At 58.9% G+C, this 19,215-nt stretch carries 21 protein-coding genes; 8 read left to right on the forward strand and 13 right to left on the reverse strand.

Going from position 1 to position 19,215, the window contains the following annotated elements:
• The first annotated feature begins 46 nt into the window (after positions 1-46).
• On the forward strand, positions 47-697 hold the full coding sequence (locus tag AB1E34_RS04875; protein WP_372571211.1) for a DUF1007 family protein: 651 nt from the start codon (positions 47-49) through the stop codon (positions 695-697).
• Positions 682-1,569 (forward strand): nickel/cobalt transporter, encoded by an 888-nt coding sequence (locus tag AB1E34_RS04880; protein ID WP_372571212.1) that lies wholly within the window; start codon positions 682-684, stop codon positions 1,567-1,569. The genes AB1E34_RS04875 and AB1E34_RS04880 overlap by 16 nt, the downstream gene beginning before the upstream one ends.
• A 6-nt stretch (positions 1,570-1,575) precedes the next feature.
• Here AB1E34_RS04880 and truA read toward each other — a convergent pair whose 3' ends face one another.
• Together truA and AB1E34_RS04890 are read right to left on the reverse strand one after the other, a co-directional pair.
• Positions 1,576-2,343, reverse strand: coding sequence for a tRNA pseudouridine(38-40) synthase TruA (gene truA / locus AB1E34_RS04885; RefSeq protein WP_372571213.1), 768 nt, complete (start codon positions 2,341-2,343; stop codon positions 1,576-1,578).
• A gap of 1,051 nt (positions 2,344-3,394) precedes the next feature.
• Complete coding sequence (locus AB1E34_RS04890) at positions 3,395-4,297, reverse strand: LysR family transcriptional regulator (RefSeq protein WP_372571214.1); 903 nt, start codon at positions 4,295-4,297, stop codon at positions 3,395-3,397.
• A 99-nt stretch (positions 4,298-4,396) separates the two neighbouring features.
• On the opposite strand from AB1E34_RS04890, the gene AB1E34_RS04895 reads away from it, so the two are divergent.
• The 5 genes from AB1E34_RS04895 to AB1E34_RS04915 all read left to right on the forward strand — a co-directional run bounded on the left by AB1E34_RS04895 (position 4,397) and on the right by AB1E34_RS04915 (position 8,492).
• Positions 4,397-4,783, forward strand: coding sequence for a YybH family protein (locus tag AB1E34_RS04895; RefSeq protein ID WP_372571215.1), 387 nt, complete (start codon positions 4,397-4,399; stop codon positions 4,781-4,783).
• Between the two features lie 63 nt (positions 4,784-4,846).
• Positions 4,847-5,278 carry a DUF4440 domain-containing protein gene (locus AB1E34_RS04900; protein WP_372571216.1) on the forward strand — a complete coding sequence of 144 codons (432 nt, stop codon included), beginning with the start codon at positions 4,847-4,849 and terminating at the stop codon, positions 5,276-5,278.
• 25 nt (positions 5,279-5,303) lie between these two features.
• Positions 5,304-5,690, forward strand: a complete 387-nt coding sequence (locus AB1E34_RS04905) for a YybH family protein (protein ID WP_372571217.1) — start codon at positions 5,304-5,306, stop codon at positions 5,688-5,690.
• Between the two features lie 322 nt (positions 5,691-6,012).
• Complete coding sequence (gene dapA / locus AB1E34_RS04910; protein ID WP_372571218.1) at positions 6,013-6,903, forward strand: 4-hydroxy-tetrahydrodipicolinate synthase; 891 nt, start codon at positions 6,013-6,015, stop codon at positions 6,901-6,903.
• Between the two features lie 206 nt (positions 6,904-7,109).
• Entirely contained in the window at positions 7,110-8,492 is a 1,383-nt protein-coding gene (locus AB1E34_RS04915; protein ID WP_372571219.1) for a transposase, read from the forward strand.
• A 159-nt stretch (positions 8,493-8,651) separates the two neighbouring features.
• Here AB1E34_RS04915 and AB1E34_RS04920 read toward each other — a convergent pair whose 3' ends face one another.
• Positions 8,652-9,356, reverse strand: coding sequence for a helix-turn-helix transcriptional regulator (locus AB1E34_RS04920; RefSeq protein ID WP_372571220.1), 705 nt, complete (start codon positions 9,354-9,356; stop codon positions 8,652-8,654).
• A gap of 65 nt (positions 9,357-9,421) precedes the next feature.
• On the opposite strand from AB1E34_RS04920, the gene AB1E34_RS04925 reads away from it, so the two are divergent.
• Positions 9,422-10,030: a glutathione S-transferase family protein gene (locus AB1E34_RS04925; protein ID WP_372571221.1), complete on the forward strand. Its 609-nt coding sequence runs from the start codon at positions 9,422-9,424 to the stop codon at positions 10,028-10,030.
• Positions 10,031-10,435: 405 nt separating this feature from the next.
• Here the strand turns inward: AB1E34_RS04925 and kce are convergent, their stop codons facing one another.
• The 10 genes from kce to AB1E34_RS04975 form a co-directional block, all read right to left on the reverse strand.
• Positions 10,436-11,374, reverse strand: coding sequence for a 3,5-dioxohexanoate:acetyl-CoA acetone transferase (gene kce, locus AB1E34_RS04930; RefSeq protein ID WP_372571222.1), 939 nt, complete (start codon positions 11,372-11,374; stop codon positions 10,436-10,438).
• Between the two features lie 4 nt (positions 11,375-11,378).
• Entirely contained in the window at positions 11,379-12,407 is a 1,029-nt protein-coding gene (locus AB1E34_RS04935; protein ID WP_372571223.1) for a branched-chain amino acid ABC transporter permease, read from the reverse strand.
• Positions 12,404-13,267, reverse strand: coding sequence for a branched-chain amino acid ABC transporter permease (locus AB1E34_RS04940; RefSeq protein WP_372571224.1), 864 nt, complete (start codon positions 13,265-13,267; stop codon positions 12,404-12,406). The genes AB1E34_RS04935 and AB1E34_RS04940 overlap by 4 nt, the downstream gene beginning before the upstream one ends.
• A 1-nt stretch (position 13,268) precedes the next feature.
• Positions 13,269-13,976 (reverse strand): ABC transporter ATP-binding protein, encoded by a 708-nt coding sequence (locus AB1E34_RS04945; protein WP_372571225.1) that lies wholly within the window; start codon positions 13,974-13,976, stop codon positions 13,269-13,271.
• Positions 13,969-14,697, reverse strand: coding sequence for an ABC transporter ATP-binding protein (locus AB1E34_RS04950; RefSeq protein ID WP_372571436.1), 729 nt, complete (start codon positions 14,695-14,697; stop codon positions 13,969-13,971). The genes AB1E34_RS04945 and AB1E34_RS04950 overlap by 8 nt, the downstream gene beginning before the upstream one ends.
• Before the next feature lie 37 nt (positions 14,698-14,734).
• On the reverse strand, positions 14,735-16,015 hold the full coding sequence (locus AB1E34_RS04955; protein WP_372571226.1) for an ABC transporter substrate-binding protein: 1,281 nt from the start codon (positions 16,013-16,015) through the stop codon (positions 14,735-14,737).
• A gap of 44 nt (positions 16,016-16,059) precedes the next feature.
• Complete coding sequence (locus tag AB1E34_RS04960; protein WP_372571227.1) at positions 16,060-16,983, reverse strand: 3-hydroxyacyl-CoA dehydrogenase family protein; 924 nt, start codon at positions 16,981-16,983, stop codon at positions 16,060-16,062.
• Between the two features lie 3 nt (positions 16,984-16,986).
• Positions 16,987-17,781: an SDR family NAD(P)-dependent oxidoreductase gene (locus tag AB1E34_RS04965; protein WP_372571228.1), complete on the reverse strand. Its 795-nt coding sequence runs from the start codon at positions 17,779-17,781 to the stop codon at positions 16,987-16,989.
• 2 nt (positions 17,782-17,783) lie between these two features.
• Positions 17,784-18,128, reverse strand: a complete 345-nt coding sequence (locus AB1E34_RS04970) for a cupin domain-containing protein (RefSeq protein WP_372571229.1) — start codon at positions 18,126-18,128, stop codon at positions 17,784-17,786.
• A gap of 62 nt (positions 18,129-18,190) precedes the next feature.
• Positions 18,191-19,027 (reverse strand): cyclase family protein, encoded by an 837-nt coding sequence (locus AB1E34_RS04975; RefSeq protein WP_372571230.1) that lies wholly within the window; start codon positions 19,025-19,027, stop codon positions 18,191-18,193.
• Between the last annotated feature and the right edge of the window lie 188 nt (positions 19,028-19,215).

Below are 19,215 nucleotides of genomic sequence, written 5' to 3' on the forward strand. Positions count from 1 at the left end.
ACCACATTGCGTTGCGCCGCCGCACCCAGCGCCCTATCTTCTGCGCATGAAACGCGTTTTGCCTCTTGCCCTGTGCCTGATGCCGGTCGATCTGACCGCGCATCCCCATGTGTTTGTGGATACCGGGCTGGAGGTGATCTTTGACGACCAGAACCGGCTGACCCATGTGCGGGTCACCTGGTCTTATGACGATTTCTACTCGCTGCTGATCCTTGAGGATCTGGGTCTGGATTCGGACGCTGACAATGTTCTGGCACCGTGGGAACAGACGCGGCTGCAAGGCTTTGACATGAACTGGGTCGAGGGGTTCAACGGTGATCTTGAGGCGACGCTGGGCGGTAAACCGCTTCAATTGTCCAGGCCGGTGGACCCGACCGCAGAGCTGCGTGACGGGCGCATTGTCACCACCCATCTGCGAGAGGTGACGGGACAGCCTCCGATCAGCGGGGAAACCCTGTCCCTGAAACCCTATGACGAGACGTTTTACGTGAGCTATGATCTCACCCTGCCGGTGCGATTGACCGGCAAGCATACCTGCCTGACCGAACGGATCGACCCCGATATTGATCAGAAACTGGCAGAGATGCGGACGTTTTTGCTGACCCTGGATGCCAATGCCGACCTCGAAGAGAACGACATTCCCATGATCGGCGCGGAATTCGCAACTGAGATTCGGATCACATGTCCAAACTCCTGATCCTGCCAGTTGGCGCCGCCGCCGCTCTGCTGTTGTGGTTCTGGCTCGGGGGTGGCTTCGATCAACTCGCGTTTTGGGCGGCTGGCGAGCAACGCACGTTCCAGAACCAGATCGCGGGCGCGTTGCGGGGCTTGCGGGCCGGGCATGATGGCGCGCTGTGGCTGTTGATGGGCCTTTGTTTTGCCTACGGGTTCTTCCATGCGGTGGGGCCGGGTCATGGCAAGGTGCTGATCGGAGGCTACGGGCTGGGTCGCCGTGTGCCCTGGCTGCGGTTGAGCGTGATCTCGTTGCTGGCCAGTCTGGGGCAGGCGGTGACAGCGGTGGCTATCGTCTATGCCGGGGTTTTCCTGTTCGACATGACCCGCGAGCGGCTGATCAGCGTGACCGAGGATGTCATGGCGCCGGTAAGCTACGGCGCGATTGCGCTGGTCGGGCTCTGGCTGGTCTGGCGCGGAGTGCGGCGGCTGACGCACCGACCCCACACGCATGCGCATGATCATGGCACGTGCGAAAGCTGCGGCCACAAACACGGTCCCGACCTGAGTGAGGTCGATCAGGTCTCGACCCCGCGCGAGGCGCTTGCGCTGATTGCCAGCATCGCGATCCGGCCCTGCACCGGCGCGCTCTTTGTGTTGTTGATCACCTGGCAGATGGGGATCGCGGGCGCGGGCATCGCCGGGGCGTTTGCCATGGCGCTGGGTACTGCGACCGTCACGATCACCGTCGGCCTTGCCGCCGCCGGAATGCGCGGCGGGATCACCGGGTCCGCCGGTGCGTTCCAACAGGCGGCGCGGGTGTTGCCCGTGGTCGAACTGATGGCGGGGCTTCTTGTTGCGTTCGTGGCAGGCGGGCTGATGCTGCGCGCGCTCTGAGCCGATCTACCCGAAGACCGGATCGGGATAGCGGACCTGCGCAAGATACAGGCCCTGCGGCGGACAGACCGGACCGCAGGCGGCGCGATCGCGCGCCTTCAGCGCGTCTTGCACATCGTTGGGCGTCCAGGCACCGGCCCCCACACGCTCCAGCGTGCCAACAAAACTGCGCACCTGATTGTGCAGGAAACTGCGGGCGCGCACATGAATATGTATCTCGGGTCCGGAGAAGCCCGCGACCTCCTCGACACGCAACTCATCCAGCGTCTTAACCGGGCTCGCCGCCTGACAGATCGACGAACGGAAGGTGGTGAAATCATGCCGCCCCAGCAACCTGTCCGCGCCCTGCTGCATCGCCGCCACTTCGAGTTGGTGATTGACCCGCCAGACCTGGCCCGCCTCGTGGGTGGCAGGTGCACGGCGCATCAGGATACGAAACAGATATTGCCGCTCAACGGCGGAGAAACGCGCGTGCCAGTCGCCCTCTACCCGCGCCGCGGCAACAATCGCGACAGGTTGCGGTTTCAGGTGATGGTTCAATGCCTCCGACAGCCGAAACGGCTCCCAGTCCTTGTCCAGATCGCAATGCGCCACCTGGCCCAGCGCATGCACGCCGGCATCCGTCCGGCCCGCAGCGGCAATCGTATGCGCCCCCGGCTGCAACCGGGCCAAAGCCGTCTCGATCGCGCCCTGCACCGAGGGTTGGTCCTTCTGGCGCTGCCACCCGGCAAAGGGCGCACCCTGATATTCGACTTTCAAAGCATAACGTGGCATGGCCGCGCAGGTATCCAACCGGCACTCCGATGTCCAGCGGGCAGGGGGCGCTGCCCCCTCGTCAAAGGCGACTCCCGCGATATTTTTAGCCAGATGAAGTAACGGACCTTTAGGTGATGTGATTCATCTTTGCCTTCGCGGTACAGGCGTGGACGCCGATGCCCGCGCCGGGTGAAACACTCAGGTTTGGAGGGCGTCAGACAGCTCTGACCTTTGGGTCTGAAGCCGAATACGTTACGTGCCAAATCACTGGCCAGGTGATTATCCACCGACGGCGCACTGGTCAGGTCAGACAGCGCGCGCCACTGTCAGCTTACCCACCGCCGGTGCGCCATGTGACAGGATCAATCGCATGGTGCCCTCTTGCTTGAAATGGTTTTGCCGTCTTCGAAATATGCAGCATATCCGGCATGCAGGCCACCCGCAGGCCTGGGTCCGGGTCAAAAAGGGAGCCGATGGTGAAGAGGCGGCGGGCGTTCAACCTCTGGCGGGAGGCCAACGTCTTTCCTCAAGTAATCCGGCAACTCCGCGCGCTTGGGCGAAACCGGCGGCTCTTCGCTGGGGCGCCGGGCCAAAACGGCCACAAGCCGCAACAAGAGGCCGCGCGACCGGCCAAAGGGGATGTAAAGGGATAAGCTTGGCATTGTTCTCTCCATTGATGATGGAAAGCCGCCACATGAGGAAAACATGAAAAAGGCCGCTCATGGGGCGGCCTTCAGATCGGAAACCTGTCAGACCGCTTTAACGGGCTACTGCGCCTGCCGCGCGAAGCATTAGGGTCTGACAATTCAACATATCTGATCTCTCCTGAATCAGGGTCTCCAGTGTCATAAACTACCAGTCGGAAGGGCCAGGCTCAACAACTTAGAGGAGTATCGGTCGATTTCTGCCGGATCGCGAACTCAACATAGAACAGCCGCTGATGCTGCGCTCGCTCCGAGGTCAGCAACGAGCCTATATTGCTTGATATTGCGCATTCTACGAACGACAGCTTTGGAGGTTTGTCACTACGCCTCGTCAAATCAATCAGCGGTCGAAGGTTTCTAGACAGCTACCGCAAACGGTTTTGGGCTTTTGCCAGATCGATGAACGCACGCAAGCGGCGCGTCATATGCCTCTTGCTTTGATAGTTGATCGAGTAGCGTGGCAGCGACGCGAGATGCTCCCCTAGCACTTCGACCAATTCATGGTTTGCGATATAGGGCGCGGCAATCTCACGGTAGATATAGGCAAGCCCAAGACCATGAGAGGCATAGTGCAGAAGCGAGCGCATATCGTTCGCCACCAGCCTCGGTTGAGGCTCTATGACGAACGCCCCATCAGGCCCTTTGAACCCCCAAGGAGCAAGCCTGTTGCCATGGCCAAACGCGTAACAGATCGCATCATGGTCCAGCACATCGCGCGGATGCTTTGGCATGCCCCGGTTTTTGACATAACTGCGCGCCGCAATTATGGTCATGTTGAGTTCCGGCCCAACGGGAACAGCATGTGTGTCTGGGGCCATCATCGTCTGAGATCGGATCGCAGCATCAATGCCCGAAGTCAGAAGATCAATCTTGGTGTCATCATAGATGACTTCGACCTGAACGGCTGGATATGCTGCGGCAAACTTGGCCAACAGATCATCAAGAAAGAACGGACCCGCGCTGTACGGCGCTGACAGGCGCAGCGTGCCGCTCACCTGATCTTTCTCTTCATCCAAAGCGCTCAGAGCACCTTCGATATCCGTGACGGCTGGAAAACTCCGCGCGAAAAGCTGTTCACCGATTGGCGTCAGGGCGACAGAGCGGGTCGAGCGTTCGAACAATCTTACGCCCAGCCGGTCCTCAAAACGCTGGATGGCTTCGCTGACAGATGCTGGCGCCTGCTGCAAATGCTCTGCCGCCGCGCGGAAACCGCCGCGACGGGCGACTTCGACAAAGACGCGAATTTCTCCAAAGCTGTTCTGGCCCATTGTTCGGTGTGCCGATCACATTGTTAGGATAAGAGTCAGTTATCCTTACGGTATCAAGCTGCTAGGTTTGGTGCAAGCTGCAGAAAACGGAGTAATCTCATGAGCGTTCATGCCGAAATCGAAGCTGTCATAAATACCTGGAATGGTGGCCTGGACGGTGGCGACATCGAGCAGATGGTCAGCACCTGTCATCCCGACACCGTCACCGTGAACGAACGTCAGCCCGTCACGGTCGGCACAGAGGCCATTCGCGACAAGTACAACCCGCGCATTGCTGCTGCGGAAATCACGTCCGGTTTCGACATCGAAACCCTGACCGAGTTCGGCGATACCGTTGTCGTGGTGGGCCGCTTCTACGGGACGATGAGGATGCGGGATACCGGCGATGTGCGCAATCCCAAGGGTCGTCTGACACTTGTGTATCAGCGTGATGAATACGGCGCGTGGAAGATGATCCTCGACATGGACAATAACGGCCCTGAATAAACCACACCGGTCGCGCCAAACACGGGCGTGCCCTTTTTCCTTTGGCATTGAGCAGGAGTTTGCATGACCACTCTGGAAGCTATCACCAAAGAGATCATCGATCTGCATGATTTCTTCGTCAAATGGTTCAACGGCACCGTAGAGCGTGATCAGCTTGAGCCAGGGTTTTTGTCGCACCTGGATGAGAATGTCGTGTTCATCTCGCCGGAAGGTCACATCCTGACAGGAGAGATGCTGAAAGGCGGCTTTGACCGCAGCTATGGCTCGAACACCGAATTCCGCATCCAGATCCGTGACGTCACAGTCCATCAGGAAATCGGTGATCTGGTGATGGTGACCTATACCGAATGGCAGGTGGGGGCGACGCAATCAGCGCACAAAAATGCCCGCGTCACCAGTGTTCTGATGAAGATGACTGACCCCGTCACATGGCTGCACATCCAGGAGACGTGGTTACCCGACAGCGTGCGCGACGCCGGCTCTTTCGACTTCTGATCCAACCGTTAGAAAAAGGCATCCGATGACCCTGAGAGTTGCAAAGCGACCCCGCGACATTGCCGATTGCGTCAGCGCCTATCTCCAGGAGGGCGATCTTGACGGTATCACCACGTTGTTCCACCCCGATTGCCAGATATTCTTTCCGCCCGATCAGCCACCACTCATGGGTCTTGAAGGAGCGCGGAAGGCATTCGAGGGTTTCGTGGATCTGAAGCCGGAAATCAAAAGCGATGTCTTCTGCGAGGTGATAAACGGTGATGTCGCCCTGCTGCGCGCCAATTGGAGCGTGGTTGGGCCGGACGGCACGGTTATGGCAGAGGGCCAATCTATGGAAGTCGCCAAAAAGCTGGAAAACGGCGGTTGGGGCTATCTCATCGACTGCCCGAACGGCCCGCCCACCCTTTCCTGATCGCGATATTCCCCGAGAGGCCCAATCGCGGACAACCATTTCCATGAAGGAGAACGCCGCCTGTAATACCATTCGGCATGCGTGCGAAGATCAACGTGATGACGCAACAATCAGATCTGGCGCTGTTGACAGCTCAGCATAATGTTGTTTTCTAGCCCCATGCGAACTGTAGAAGTCCACTCCCAAAAGCTCAAGAAACTCTCCCTCTGGGGGGAGTGATGGACTACGGCCGCTAAAACCATTCGGAAGTATTCAAACTCAACCCCGCCGACGGCGACGGGGTTTCGGCGTTCGCCTTCGGCCTCAAAAGCTGGAGACAAACATGAACTCGCAAACCCTAAGCCTCAGTGGGCTTTGGCTTCCTATTGTGACACCTTTTCATAATGGTGCCGTCGATCAAGCTTCCCTTCGAAGACTCGTCCGCCACTATCGTGATCAACCAATTGATGGCCTTGTCCTTGCCGGGACCACGGGTGAGGCGCTTGCTCTAAGCGTTGCTGAAATCGCTGATATCGTGCATTCGGTTGCGGACGAGCAGCGAAAGGTCGGAACACCAATTCCTGTTCTGCTCGGCGTCGGCGGAAGCAATACCCGCAAAGTAATCGAACACATTTCAAATACAGCGGACTGGCCAATAGATGGCTATCTGGTCAGTTGCCCGGCCTATTCCCGCCCATCTCAGGTTGGCCTTCTATCGCACTTTGAAGCCATAGCCGACGCGACGGCGCGACCATTGGTCATTTACAATATCCCGTATCGAACTGGGGTGAACCTTTCGAATGACACGCTCCTTGGTCTCGCTAACAGGGAGAATTTGATCGGGCTGAAAGACTGTTGCGCTGATGCCGAACAAACACTGGATTTTTTGAAGCGACGACCTCAGAATTTCGCCGTGATGACGGGCGAGGATTTGGCTTACCATGCCGCTCTTTGTGCGGGGGCCGACGGCGCAATCCTTTCCGCGGCCCATATCAGGACGCAGGAATTTGCTCAGGTTCAAACCAATCTTGCCAACGGGCGTATCAGTGAGGCGAGAACCGGATGGTACGACCTCCACGATATAACCAAACTTCTGTTTGCAGAACCTAGCCCCGGTGCGGTGAAGCATTGGCTTTGGCGAAACGGCCTCATTGAAAGCCCAGAACTTCGACTGCCTATGACAAGGATCAGCGACGCGCTGGCTCAATTGATCGACAAAAAAATAGTAATTTAACAGAGGCTTAGTTGGCGGGGCAAGCTTCTGAGCATCTTGTCCCGCGCGCTAATCTGGCGCGAACCGGGTATTTGAGAACTCGTGCGAACGGTGCGAGCCGGGGTCACGTCATATCTTCCGGTTTGGGCTGATTTTGTTGAAAAACACATGCTTGATCGTCGATCGAGCGGCTGATTCAATTCTCTCAACGAACGGGAGGATTGGGGATGATGGGACCGAGGCAAGAAGCGCAGTCAGCTTTGTTCTACGAGTTCTCGCTAGAGGATCACGTTCCTCATAATCACTTGGTGCGGTCGATTGATCGGTTTGTTGATCTGACCAGCGTCCGCGCTCACCTGGCGGACTTCTACAGTCACACGGGTCGCCCCTCCATTGATCCAGAGCTCCTGATCCGGATGCTTTTGATCGGATATTGCTTCGGGATAAGATCGGAGCGGCGGCTCTGCGAGGAGGTGCATTTGAACCTCGCTTACCGCTGGTTTTGCCGCCTCGATCTGACGGACCGCATCCCGGATCACTCGAGCTTTTCTAAGAACCGTCATGGTCGCTTCCGCGAAAGCGATCTGCTGCGCCATGTGTTTGAGACGACTGTTGCGCGTTGCATGAAGGAAGGCTTGGTTGGTGGTCAGGGTTTCGCAGTCGACGCTAGTTTGATCAATGCCGATGTTCAGAAGCAGAACTCAAGCAACCCCGATGATTGGGCCGCTCGCGAGATTGATCCCGCTTATGCACCGCGTGCAGTACGCGAGTACCTCGACACTTTGGACGACGAAGCCTTCGGTGCGGCGACTACCGCAAAGCCCAAGTTCACAGCCCATGCCGATCCTGCCAGTCAATGGACAGCAGCGCGCAAAGGCCCCGCGTTCTTTGCCTATTCTGACAATTATCTGATCGATACGGACCACGGCATCATCGTTGATGTGGATGCCAGCCGTTCAAACAAGACCGCTGAGGTCGGCGCGATGCAGAAGATGCTCGACCGGACCGAAGAGCGCTTTGGCGTGAAGCCCGATTGGATCGCGGCAGATACGGCCTACGGGTCTTCCGACACTCTGGTCTGGTTGGCATTAAAGCGCCAAATCCTTCCCTTCATCCCGGTCTTCGACAAGGGTGAAAGGACCGACGGAACCTTCTCGCGCTCCGACTTCACATGGGATGATGAGAACGACCGGTACATCTGCCCGGGCGGCAAAGAGATGCGGCATACATGGCGGACCTATTCTGATCCAAAACGGAATGCGCCAGTTTGGAAATCCAGGAACTATCGGGCACTGAAATCAGACTGCACAGGATGCGAACTGAAGGCAAAGTGCTGCCCCAACGCTGAAACGCGTTCGGTCCATCGCGATAAATATGAGATCGTCAGAGACTTTGCTCGCCAATGCACAGCATCAGACTTCAATCCCAAGGCTCAGGCGCGACGAAAAAAGGTCGAGATGCTCTTTGCCCACCTCAAACGCATCCTCGGCCTGGGACGGCTCCGATTACGGGGCCCATGCGGCGTTCAAGACGAGTTTACCCTCGCAGCCACCGCCCAAAACCTCCGGAAACTCGCAAAGCTCAAACCGATGGAGCCCGCCGCAGGTTGAAGCGGCAGCTACGCCTTAGATATCTGAACGAAATCAAATTGATACCTCAAACAGACGCGCCGAAATCAGTGACTTTTTCAACGAAATCAGCCCGAAACGGCGGATGCTGCGGCGCCCACCAATATCGGCTAGGGCCGCGACTGCCCGGGCCAGTCGTTCTTACTCCTTCGCAGAAGAATGGCGGGCGTCGTACTGCGTGGCGTAGTCGCGCAGCAACGCCACACGACGGGGGCGGAAGCTGCGGCCATTGGGCGTTGCCTCTTCGATCCCCGAGACACGGAAGTGTCGCCAGTCCTTGCGCAGGCAGCACCAGACCAGCAGCATCAACGAGCCGTCTGCGTAACTGATCCCCAGGGGCCAGACTTCGCGATGCGTGACCTGCGCTGTCAGGTCGCGATACCGAACCTCAAGCGACAGTTCCTCCCAGCAGGCCCGACGCAACAACGCCATATCCGCTGTAAATTTCACCGGAGCGGGAGGTGGGTGGAACCTGCGCAGGATGGTGTGCAGGGCCTGCCGCGACTGCCCGTCGGCTAGCGTCGCGATAATCCGGGCAAGGGCCGACCGGCCTGCCGTCTCCAACTCAGTGTCACCGGTCTGGCGCAACTCTTCCACGGCGAGAACAAGCGCCTCGATCTCAAGCCGCGAGAAGCTCTGGGGCGGCAGGGCGGGATCCTCGGTCAGCCGGTAGCCCACCCCGGCCTCGCCATCGATCAGAGCACCACCCGCGCGCAGCGTGGCGATGTCGCGATAAAGCTGTCGCTTCGACACGCCTGTCTCTTCCGCCAGCCGCGCGGCCGTTACCGGTGCGGGCAGGCGGCGTAGCGCATCCATCAGGCGCATGAGGCGGTCAGGTCGGGCCATGCTGCCGGAATATGGCAGCATGGCGTGGCTATGGCTAGCCAAGACACAATCACAGGACCCCACTCATGCCGACCCTTTACCACGCCCCGAACTCCCGCTCGACCTCGATCCTCGTCCTGATCAAAGAGATGGGCATCGCTGATCGCATCGACGTGGTCGAGGTCACCGTGTCCCGACAGGATGGCAGCGGGGGCCCGGACCCGCGCAACCCACATCCCGAGAAGAAAGTGCCCTACCTGGTCGATGGCGATGACTGCGCCCGTGAACGTGGTGCGATCGTTGCATTTCTGACAGATATGTCCCCGGAATCAGGGCTGGGCCGTCCCGTCGGACATCCGCAGCGAGGGGCCTTCCTCAGCTGGTTGTTTTATTATCAGGGCGTAATGGAGCCCGTGCTGGTCCTTGACTGGGCAAAGATCGATCATCGCGCACTGCAAGCGACCTTCCGTGATCTCGATGTTATGCTCAATCACCTCGCCGACACGCTGGACGGCCAGCCCTATCTTCTTGGAGAGGGCTACTCGGCGGTCGATCTCCTGCTATCGAGCCCCTTCCACTGGCTACCAGAAGCAGCTCCGACGCAACCATTGGTCCGAGCCTGGATAAAGCGTTGCGCAGATCGGCCGATATTGAGAGCCATTACAGAACAAGAGCGAACTGCAGCGAGGGCTTAGCACGAGGTGGCGAACCTATCGCTGTTCCCTAGGTTTCGAGTGCCACAGGCAAACGAACCTTCGACGAGCGCCAGTGAAAGCGGGCTCCGTCCCGGAACGTACAAATTTCGCTGCTTCCAAATTTGCCGTAAACCACACTGGCTGCAGGGTCAGAATTGATTGACGTTCGGGTCAGAATCGAATGACGCAACTTGCCAGTTTCTTGAGGTTTTGGCTGCCAATTGAGACAAAGATGCGTGACGTTCCACATGATTGGCCCCATAGTTACGGTTATTCTCGTCACTCGTAAGTTTGGCATAACAAGCGGCACGAAGCTTCGGATCAAGCTCTACCGCCGGCTTCGGCTAAGAGCCGCGCCCGCCGAAGTTTTTCCGATATCTCGAACTCGCCCTCGATACCTGAGCATCAAAAACCAACCCTGTCGCCCCCTTTTAGCGCGAGGATCTCGCGAGCCTCGTCGGGTGTTGCCACCTGGCTGCCAAGGTCTTCGACAATGCGGCGGATTTTGTTGACCTGCTGGGCGTTGCTTTCTGCAAGCTTGCCGCGTGATACGAACAGGCTGTCTTCCAGACCCACGCGCAGGTTGCCGCCCATCTGGCTGGCGGTTGTGGCAAGTGACATTTGCGCGCCGCCTGCGCCCAGAACGGACCAACGATAGTCATCACCGAACAGGCGATCAGCGGTGCGTTTCATGAAGATCAAGTTATCGACCTCGGGGCCGATGCCGCCGAGAATGCCGAAAATGAACTGGATGAAGATCGGCGCTTTGAAGAGGCCAGTATCCATGCAGAATTTCAGGTTGTAGAGGTGGCCGACGTCGTAACACTCATGTTCGAATTTGATGTCATGCGGGGCTAGGGTTTCTGCCGCTTCGCGAATGTCGCGGAACGTGTTGCGAAAGATGTTCTGATCGGAATTGGCGACATAGTCCTTTTCCCAGTCGAACTTCCAGTCGTCGTCGCTGTAGCGTTTCGCCAACGGATGGAATGAGAAATTCATCGAGCCCATATTCATCGAACACATTTCGGGGCTGAACGTTTTGGCTGGCGTGATCCGGTCCTGAATCGACAGGGTCAGCGAGCCTCCGGTCGACAGGTTCACCACCGCGTCCGTCGCCTGTTTGATCCGCGGCAGAAAAGGCGCGAAATCGTTGGGGTCCACCGAGGGTGCGCCATTTTCTGGATTGCGCGCGTGTAGGTGCAGGATCGAGGCCCCGGCCTCTGCCGCCTCGACCGCCTGTTGTGCAATGTCGTCATAAGTGTAGGGCAGTGCGTTCGACATGGTGGGCGTGTGGATGGCGCCGGTGATGGCGCAGGTGATGATGGTTTTTTGCTGGCGTGTCATTGGATCAGGGTTCCTTCGAGTGTGGCCGGTGCTGAACGCGGTAGCCCAACGGGAAAAGTTGCAAATCATATCGGCTGCGGATCAGGCCCCAGATGCCTTTGGGTGCGCGTAGCATGACAACAATCGCGACAACGCCCAGCACGATCAGATAAGTCGTGCCTAGATCGGCCAGCGTTTCGCGCAAGGCAAAGAAGACCAGCGTACCGATGATGGGGCCCTCGATGGTGCCGATGCCGCCGATCACGACGATGAAGATTACAAAAGCGGTCCAGTCGTTCACACTGAACGCGGCATCCGGCGAGATACGCAGTTTTTGCAGAAAGATCAGCGCGCCGATCATCGCGGTGAAGGCCGAGGTGACCACGTAGACGATGAATTTGGTGCGCCAGATATCGATGCCAAGACTGCCCGCAGCCAGTTCATTGTCGCGGATCGCGGTCAGCGCCAGCCCCTGTCGTGAGCGCAGGAACAGATAGACGGCGGTGACCACCAGAACGGCCGCGCCAAGTGCCAGCCAGTAGCTGAGCGCTTCGCGCATGGCGCGCCCCGATGCCAGTGATCTGACAATTGCCACGGGCAGTGATGAGCCTGACCCTCCGCCTAGCGCAGAAACCTGAGCAAAACTCAGCCGGAATACTTCGGCGATGACCCAGGTGCCGATGGCGAAATAGGCGCCGCGCAGGCGAAAGATCAAAACGGCAACCGGCACGGATATCAACGCGCCAAGCACTCCGGCCAACACGATGGCCACCAGCGGGTGCAACCCGCCGAACATCGTCAGCGCAAACAGCATGTAGCCGCCAAAGCCCACATAGGCTTGTTGGCCAACGGACACGAGGCCCGCATAGCCTGCCATCAGGTTCCATAACGTGGCCAGAGAGAGGTAAAGAAACAGCTCTCCCATCAGCCGCATATCGGCGCGGCCCGCCCACCAGGGGGCGGTGACCAGCACGATCAGGGTCAGCGCGGCAAGAACCGCCGCGATGTGGGCCGCCCGGGACGAGCGGGAAACGGTGTAATCCTGCAGGTTCATCCGGACACCCTCGGGAACAGGCCGTTGGGACGTATGGCGAGAATTATGAGAAAGGCCAGATGACCGGCCAGCAATTGCCAGCCCGGATCGATCTTGGCTCCGACGGTCTGGGCGATGCCCAGAATGACCCCGCCGGCCAGCGTGCCCCAAAGGTTGCCCAACCCGCCGATGATCACCGCTTCGAAGCCAAAGATCAGACGACCACCGCCGATCGAGGGATCAAAGCTGGTGCGGATGCCTAGCAATATACCCGCGATTGCGGTCACGCCGAGCGCCAGCGCCATGGCCAGACCAAAGATATGGCGGCGGTTCAGGCCCATGAGCTGGGCAATGTCCTGGTTGTCGGACACCGCCCGGAACGCGCGGCCAAGTGCGGTGTGATAGAATGTCCATTGCAGGCCCCAGATCACCGCAATGGCTACCGCGAAGGTCATCAGAGGCAGAACACCCAGCGTCAGCCCGCCAAAGGACACACCGGCGGTTTCCAAAGTGCCTGCGTCCAGCTTTTGCGGGTCGGCGGTGTAAACCTCCAGCAGCGCGTTCTGCAGGATCACGCTCAGCCCGAAGGTCACCAGAAGCGGCGGCAAGATATCATCGCCCAGCGTCTGGTTCAGTAACCCGCGCTGCAGCGCATAGCCAATCAGCGCCATGACGGGTACGACGATCATCAAGGCGGCCAGCGGGTGCATGCCAGTGGCCGTGGTAACCGTCAGACCCAGATAGGCGGCCAGAACGATCAGGTCGCCATGGGCGATATTGACCAGCCGCATGACCCCGAAGATCAGGGAAAGGCCCGCCGCAAACAGGGCATAGAGCCCGCCCAACAAGGTTCCCTGTACGATTGCGTTCACCCAATCCATGTCATTCGATCCCGAAATAGGCGCGCGAAATATCTTCCCGCGACACCGAGGCGGACATCCCTTCAAGCGAGATGCGCCCCTCTTGCAGGCAATAGACCCGGCGCGAGACCGATAGGGCCTTGGTGATGTCTTGTTCGACGATGATGGCACTCATCCCTTCGCCGATGATGCCAGGGAGCGCGGTGTAGATGTCCTTGATGATGATCGGCGCAAGGCCCAGGCTGATCTCGTCAAAAAGGATCAGATCGGGATTGGCCATCAGAGCTCGTCCGATCGCAACCATCTGCTGCTGTCCGCCTGAGAGCGAGGTTGAGGCCTGATCCTTGCGTTCTTCAAGGATCGGAAACAGCTTGTAGACTGCCGCCAGGTCCCATGGCCCGCTGCGCGCCACCTGTGCCCCGATCATCAGGTTTTCCCTGACCGAGAGAGAGGGGAACAATTGCCGCCCTTCGGGCACCATCGCGAGTCCGCGCGCCGCCACTTCATCCGCGCGCAACCGGCTGATATCCTGCCCGTGATAGGCCACTTGGCCGGGGCCGTTGCGCAAAAGCCCGGTGATCGAGCGCATGAGCGTCGTTTTGCCTGCGCCGTTCGCGCCGATGATAGCCAGAACCTCACCTTCGCCGACCTCGATATCCACGCCATACAGCGCCTGAAAGTCGCCGTAATGGGCATCGAGACCGCGTGTCTGCAGTATGGGGTCAGGCATCGGCTTCGATCCCCAGATAGATTTCCTTGACTTCGGCGCTGTCCATGATGGCGTTGGGCTCGCCCTCCGCGATCTTCTTGCCGAAATCGATCACGATCAGGCGATCGACAACCGCCAACAGCGCATGCACGACATGCTCGATCCAAATGATGGTGACGCCCGAGTAATGGATGTCCTTGATCGTCTGTACCAGCGAGCGGCATTCACCTTCGGTCAGGCCTCCGGCAATCTCGTCCAGCAGAAGCAGCTTGGGCTTGGCACAAAGCGCGCGGGTCAGCTCCAGCCGCTTGCGTTCCAGCAAGGTCAGGCTGCCCGTCAGCACGTTGGCCTTGAGCAGCAATTCGGTCTGATGCAGAACCTGCAGGCAATACGCCTCGGCCTCTGCCCCGTGCAGGCCCGCGGATTGCGTGGCTGCGATCATTGCATTTTCGAACACCGTCATGCCGACAAATGGCTGCGGCACCTGAAAAGACCGTGCGATCCCGGCATGGCTGCGCCGGGCCGCGCTCCATCTGGTGACGTCTTTATCCTCAAACATCACCGTGCCGGAGTTCGCAGGCATGGTGCCGGTGATCAGGTTGAACATCGAGGTCTTACCCGCCCCGTTCGGGCCGATCACCCCCAGCGCCTCACCTTGACGGACCTCATAGCTCAGCGCGTCAGCCACCGTGACGGCGCCAAAGGCTTTGCAGAGGCCATCGAGTTTCAGGATTGTCGCCATAACGCTCACTTAATCTGGGATCTGCGCCGAGTTCGGGTCAGCCCAGCAGCTTCATATCTGCCGTCACTGGAACCTCGGGCGCGGTGTCATTTGCAACGATCTGCAATTCGAACCCGTCGCCCGATTTCTGCCACTGACCGCCGACCAGCGGCGTTTTGGTCACGTTGTTGATCGGACCATTGGCCCAGTTCACCGGCCCCACGATGGTGTTGAGATCGGTGCTGGTGATGGCCGAGACGATCGCGCTTGGGTCTTCCAGATCGTCGGCACGTTTGATCACGTCGGCCACGACTTCGAATAGCGCGTGTTTGAAGCCCAAGGGTTGTGTCCACGGACGGCCCGATGCGGCCATGTAACCATCGGCCAGTTCCTTGGAGGTCGCGCCGGTCAACGAAGACGAGAACGGGTGATGCGGGGACCACCAGACTTCGGTTGACAACCCGTCGCCCCGGCCCCCCAGCGAGTTGATCACCGATGGGAAGAGCAGAGCTTTACCGATAGTGACAACTTTGGGGTTGAAGCCCTGCTGTGCCGCCTGAGCCCAGAAAGTCGCAAAATCCGGTGGGATCATGTTGCCTGTCACAATCTCGCAGCCCGCGGCCTTGAACGCGGCGATCTGGTTTGAGAAATCGTCGCTCAGTGGCTGATACCGGCCCGGATCGGTGAGCGTGTAACCTGCTTCAGCCAATGGCTTGGGCAGGCCAAGCTCTGCATCGCCCCAGGCGTTGCCGTCCGCGTCGTTCGGAAACAGCCCGCCGACCGTGTTGGTGACGCCGGTTTTGTCCCACATGTCGAGGAAGGCCGCGATGACGTCTTCAAGCCCCCAGAAGAAGTGATAGGTGGTTTCAAACCCTTCGCCGGGAATGCCGTTGCGCCCAAAGAAATAGGGCTGCCACGGGCAATCTGTCGTGATGCAGGGTACCTCATTGATTTCCGCCTGATCTGCCACCGGGTTCACCGTATCCGGCGTCGATGCGGCGACGATGATGTCGACCTCTTCACCCAGTATCAGGTCCGCAGCCACTTCGGCGGCGCGGTTCGGGTTGGACTGGCTGTCTTTCGAGATGATCTCGACATTCCAGGTCTTGCCGTTATTTTCGAGCCCTGCGGAAAACGCCTGCTGGATAGCCTGGAGCACATATTCGTCGGCCTCGGCAAAACCGGCAAGCGGGCCGGTGCGGGGGCTGACATTGCCGACCCGCAAGGTTGGCGCGGCCGCATAGGCGCGGGTCGATTTTAGCAGCGCCGGTACCGCCAATGCCGCAGCGGTGCCGGCCAAAAAACCGCGCCGTGTCGGCGTCTTGAGTATCTTGGTCATTGCGTCCTCCCTTCACCGGCCTCCTCGCCGGTGTTTCGTTCACATTACAGAATGTCTTCCAGTTTCTTCAGATGGGTCGCCACGCGCTGACGGACCGCGTTGGCCTCGGCTTCGGTCCAGGTTCGAAAGCCCTGTCCCGATTTCATGCCCAGATCGCCTTGGTCGACCAGCGAGCGCAGATAGGGTGATGGGCCCTGTCTGGCCTCCAGATCGTGCAGCAGGTTTTCGTGAATATCGAGCGTCAGATCAGTGCCAACCAGATCGGCATTTTCGAGTGGGCCAAGCACCGCAAGACGCCGCCCAAAGCTTGACTTGATCACCGTATCCACGGCCTCGGCATCGCAGATCCCGTGTTCCACAAGACTGATCGCCTCGCGCCAGAGGGCGTGTTGCAACCGATTGCCGATAAAGCCGGGCACATCTTTTTCGACCATCACCGGCGTCTTGCCGACGGACTTCAGCAGACCAAACATGGTCTGCGCGACTTCGGGATCGGTCCATTCGGTCTTGATGACTTCTACCAGGGGGATCATGTGCGGCGGGTTCCACCAATGCGTACCCAGCGCACGGTTCTTCAGGTGCAGGCCTGACATGATCTGCGTGATCGGCATGACCGAGGTGTTGGAGGCCAAAATGCAGGTTTCTGGCGCGTGCGCTTCGATCTCGGCAAAGATATTCTGTTTTAGGTCAAGCTTTTCCGGAGCCGCTTCGAAAACCACATCAGCAAGCCGAACAGCCGCTGACATGCTGTCGCAAACCTCGATGCTCTGCAGTGTCCGCGCGATGGCGCGCGCATCCTCGCCCATCGCCTCCATGCTGGCACGGATGCGGTCGGGCAACGTATCGCGGGCGTCCTGGACCGGATCAGTGATCGCGACGGTCAAGCCCGCTTTGGCAAGGTTCAGGGCGATGCCATGCCCCATCAGCCCGGCACCGATCACGGCAATCTGTTGTAGCTCAGGACCCATTGCTCAACCTGCCGTATAGCCGCCATCGGCATGAAGGATGTGCCCGGTGTAAAAATCCGACGCTTTCGACGCCAGGAACAGAAGCGGTCCGGCCAGATCCTCTGGCTCGCCCAGCCTTCCCTTCGGCACGCGGGTCAGAAACCCGTTGCGTACGACCTCTGCCTCTTCGGTGTCTTCAAACATCCATGCGGTCAAAGGCGAACGAAACACTGTCGGTGCGATTGCGTTTACAGTGACGCCGGTCGGCCCCAATTCGCATCCCAGTGCTTTGGTGATCCCATTGACGGCAGCCTTTGACGCGCAATAGGCGGTGTAGCCTGCCGGATGGCCCAAGATGCTGCGCGCCGAGCTGACAAAGATGATCTTTCCGTATTCCTGCATCTTCATATGAGCGGCAGCCGCGCGGGCCAAGAGCCAGCTTTGACTGACGTTGGCATCCATCACAGCGTCGAAGGTCTCGGGCGCCATGTCATTGATCGGGGCCACCTTGTTCATGCCCGACGCGACCACAAGAATGTCAAGCCTACCGAAATTGCTGACCGCTTCATCCACCAGCGCGTTACAGGATGCTTCATCCGTCGGGCGTGTGTTGACTGCTACAACGCTCGCACCCAGTTCGGTACATTCTCTTGTGATCTCGTCGAGCGCGTCCTGATTGCCCGCCGCAAGAACAAGATTGCAGCCCGCACTGGCCAGCACGCGCGCTGCCACCATGCCGAAAGCGCCGGACGCGCCGGTTACAAGGGCGACGTTGTCATTGACATCGAACATCGAAAGGGCGTGAGACATCGCTGTCATATTCAGGCCTCCGGAGGGTAGGGAATGACCACAAGCATCTTGCAGGTCTGGTTTGAGCGGTTCTCGATCTTGCGGACCTCGCCGGGCGCGATGGTGCAACTGTCCATCGGACCCAGAACCGTTTCGCCGCCGTCGACCATGACGGTCATTTCGCCTTCTAAAACCACATAAACTTTCTCGAACGGGGTCGCGTCCGGTCCGGCGCCGCCACCGGGCAGGAACTGGCTGAATCCGACCCACTGATTGATCGGCCCGCCGTCTTCGAACCCTTGCAGACGCAGCCCGTGGCAGCCGAAATGGTTGGGCGCTTCGTAGGGTTGTGCATCTTTGAACCGTTTCAGGTGCATGCCAGCCTCTCAAGATTAGGTGATGGCGGTCGCCGGTTTCCCGACGACCCTTCCGTGAGTGTTCAGAACGCTTCACCTGCCTCAATGCGGTAGGACTGGCCTTTGTCGATCATGGCCACCAACCGGATGATGCAGCCATCGCCGCGGTCCCAGTTCCAGGGGAAGAACGCAAAAGTACAGCGCTTGCCGGTTACTGCATCCAAATCGCCGCCGACGTTTTCAATTCCCAGAATGCCCTTGGAGAACAACATGTTGTGCACCGGCTCCCATTCCGGGAAATCTTCCTCCCACGGGGTGCCGCCGGACCATTCAAGATACTCTTTCTCAAGATGCGGCAGGATCGGGCCGTTGCGTTGCGGACCGATGGCGGTGGCGAGCGGGTGGTCGTTGGCCTGCGTGTCGTGGCCCACAACCTTGACGCCTTTCTCAATCATCCACTCCGCTGCCGAGGGCACCAGACCGGGACAATAGGCAAAGTAATCCCCATCTTCATACTGCTTGTGCCAGCCGGTATTGATGATCAGCACATCGCCCTTCCGGATCGCATGACCGCAGGCCTTTTCAAGATCGTCGCCCGTAATCTGCTCCCATTTCTTCTTGGGAACAGACACCACCAGCCCCGACCCAAAGAAATGGGGCAGAGGCACTTCGTCAATAAACGGAGTGCCCTGCACCACATGGGCCGGGGCGTCGATGTGAGTGGTGACATGCATGGTGGTGGTGATGGTCTGCGACAGCACGCCGGACTTGGCCATATAGTGCTTGCGGTCGATCTGGACGTCTTTGAAATAGGGCCAGTTGGGGCATTGAAACCCGTAGCGATGGCTGAGGTTGTAGAACTCCAGACCCATGTCATTTTCGATGTTTCCCTGAAACTCGATGCCGCGGATTTCGACCATTTGGCACATCTCCTCTGTCCGCCGGAAAGCCGGCGTTATTGATCTCTGATTGTCTGGGTGGTTCCTCCCACCTGTCCCGTATGATGATGCATATGCACCGCAATGTGGTCAACGGAAAACTCACGATACGGTTGACGTGCATCGCATTACGATACACTATCCCCAAAACAGACTTCTCGCTGAAGCGT

The sequence above is a fragment of the Ruegeria jejuensis genome, from assembly GCF_041537905.1.
In the GTDB taxonomy this organism is placed as follows: Bacteria; Pseudomonadota; Alphaproteobacteria; order Rhodobacterales; family Rhodobacteraceae; genus Ruegeria_C.

What these genes read in the sequence shown, in the direction of transcription:
- AB1E34_RS04875 (WP_372571211.1), top strand. Translation starts at nt 47, where the DNA reads ATGAAACGCGTTTTGCCTCTTGCCCTGTGCCTGATGCCGGTCGATCTG.
- AB1E34_RS04880 (WP_372571212.1), top strand. Translation starts at nt 682, where the DNA reads ATGTCCAAACTCCTGATCCTGCCAGTTGGCGCCGCCGCCGCTCTGCTG.
- truA (WP_372571213.1), bottom strand. Translation starts at nt 2,343, where the DNA reads ATGCCACGTTATGCTTTGAAAGTCGAATATCAGGGTGCGCCCTTTGCC.
- AB1E34_RS04890 (WP_372571214.1), bottom strand. Translation starts at nt 4,297, where the DNA reads ATGGGCCAGAACAGCTTTGGAGAAATTCGCGTCTTTGTCGAAGTCGCC.
- AB1E34_RS04895 (WP_372571215.1), top strand. Translation starts at nt 4,397, where the DNA reads ATGAGCGTTCATGCCGAAATCGAAGCTGTCATAAATACCTGGAATGGT.
- AB1E34_RS04900 (WP_372571216.1), top strand. Translation starts at nt 4,847, where the DNA reads ATGACCACTCTGGAAGCTATCACCAAAGAGATCATCGATCTGCATGAT.
- AB1E34_RS04905 (WP_372571217.1), top strand. Translation starts at nt 5,304, where the DNA reads ATGACCCTGAGAGTTGCAAAGCGACCCCGCGACATTGCCGATTGCGTC.
- dapA (WP_372571218.1), top strand. Translation starts at nt 6,013, where the DNA reads ATGAACTCGCAAACCCTAAGCCTCAGTGGGCTTTGGCTTCCTATTGTG.
- AB1E34_RS04915 (WP_372571219.1), top strand. Translation starts at nt 7,110, where the DNA reads ATGATGGGACCGAGGCAAGAAGCGCAGTCAGCTTTGTTCTACGAGTTC.
- AB1E34_RS04920 (WP_372571220.1), bottom strand. Translation starts at nt 9,356, where the DNA reads ATGGCCCGACCTGACCGCCTCATGCGCCTGATGGATGCGCTACGCCGC.
- AB1E34_RS04925 (WP_372571221.1), top strand. Translation starts at nt 9,422, where the DNA reads ATGCCGACCCTTTACCACGCCCCGAACTCCCGCTCGACCTCGATCCTC.
- kce (WP_372571222.1), bottom strand. Translation starts at nt 11,374, where the DNA reads ATGACACGCCAGCAAAAAACCATCATCACCTGCGCCATCACCGGCGCC.
- AB1E34_RS04935 (WP_372571223.1), bottom strand. Translation starts at nt 12,407, where the DNA reads ATGAACCTGCAGGATTACACCGTTTCCCGCTCGTCCCGGGCGGCCCAC.
- AB1E34_RS04940 (WP_372571224.1), bottom strand. Translation starts at nt 13,267, where the DNA reads ATGGATTGGGTGAACGCAATCGTACAGGGAACCTTGTTGGGCGGGCTC.
- AB1E34_RS04945 (WP_372571225.1), bottom strand. Translation starts at nt 13,976, where the DNA reads ATGCCTGACCCCATACTGCAGACACGCGGTCTCGATGCCCATTACGGC.
- AB1E34_RS04950 (WP_372571436.1), bottom strand. Translation starts at nt 14,697, where the DNA reads ATGGCGACAATCCTGAAACTCGATGGCCTCTGCAAAGCCTTTGGCGCC.
- AB1E34_RS04955 (WP_372571226.1), bottom strand. Translation starts at nt 16,015, where the DNA reads ATGACCAAGATACTCAAGACGCCGACACGGCGCGGTTTTTTGGCCGGC.
- AB1E34_RS04960 (WP_372571227.1), bottom strand. Translation starts at nt 16,983, where the DNA reads ATGGGTCCTGAGCTACAACAGATTGCCGTGATCGGTGCCGGGCTGATG.
- AB1E34_RS04965 (WP_372571228.1), bottom strand. Translation starts at nt 17,781, where the DNA reads ATGACAGCGATGTCTCACGCCCTTTCGATGTTCGATGTCAATGACAAC.
- AB1E34_RS04970 (WP_372571229.1), bottom strand. Translation starts at nt 18,128, where the DNA reads ATGCACCTGAAACGGTTCAAAGATGCACAACCCTACGAAGCGCCCAAC.
- AB1E34_RS04975 (WP_372571230.1), bottom strand. Translation starts at nt 19,027, where the DNA reads ATGGTCGAAATCCGCGGCATCGAGTTTCAGGGAAACATCGAAAATGAC.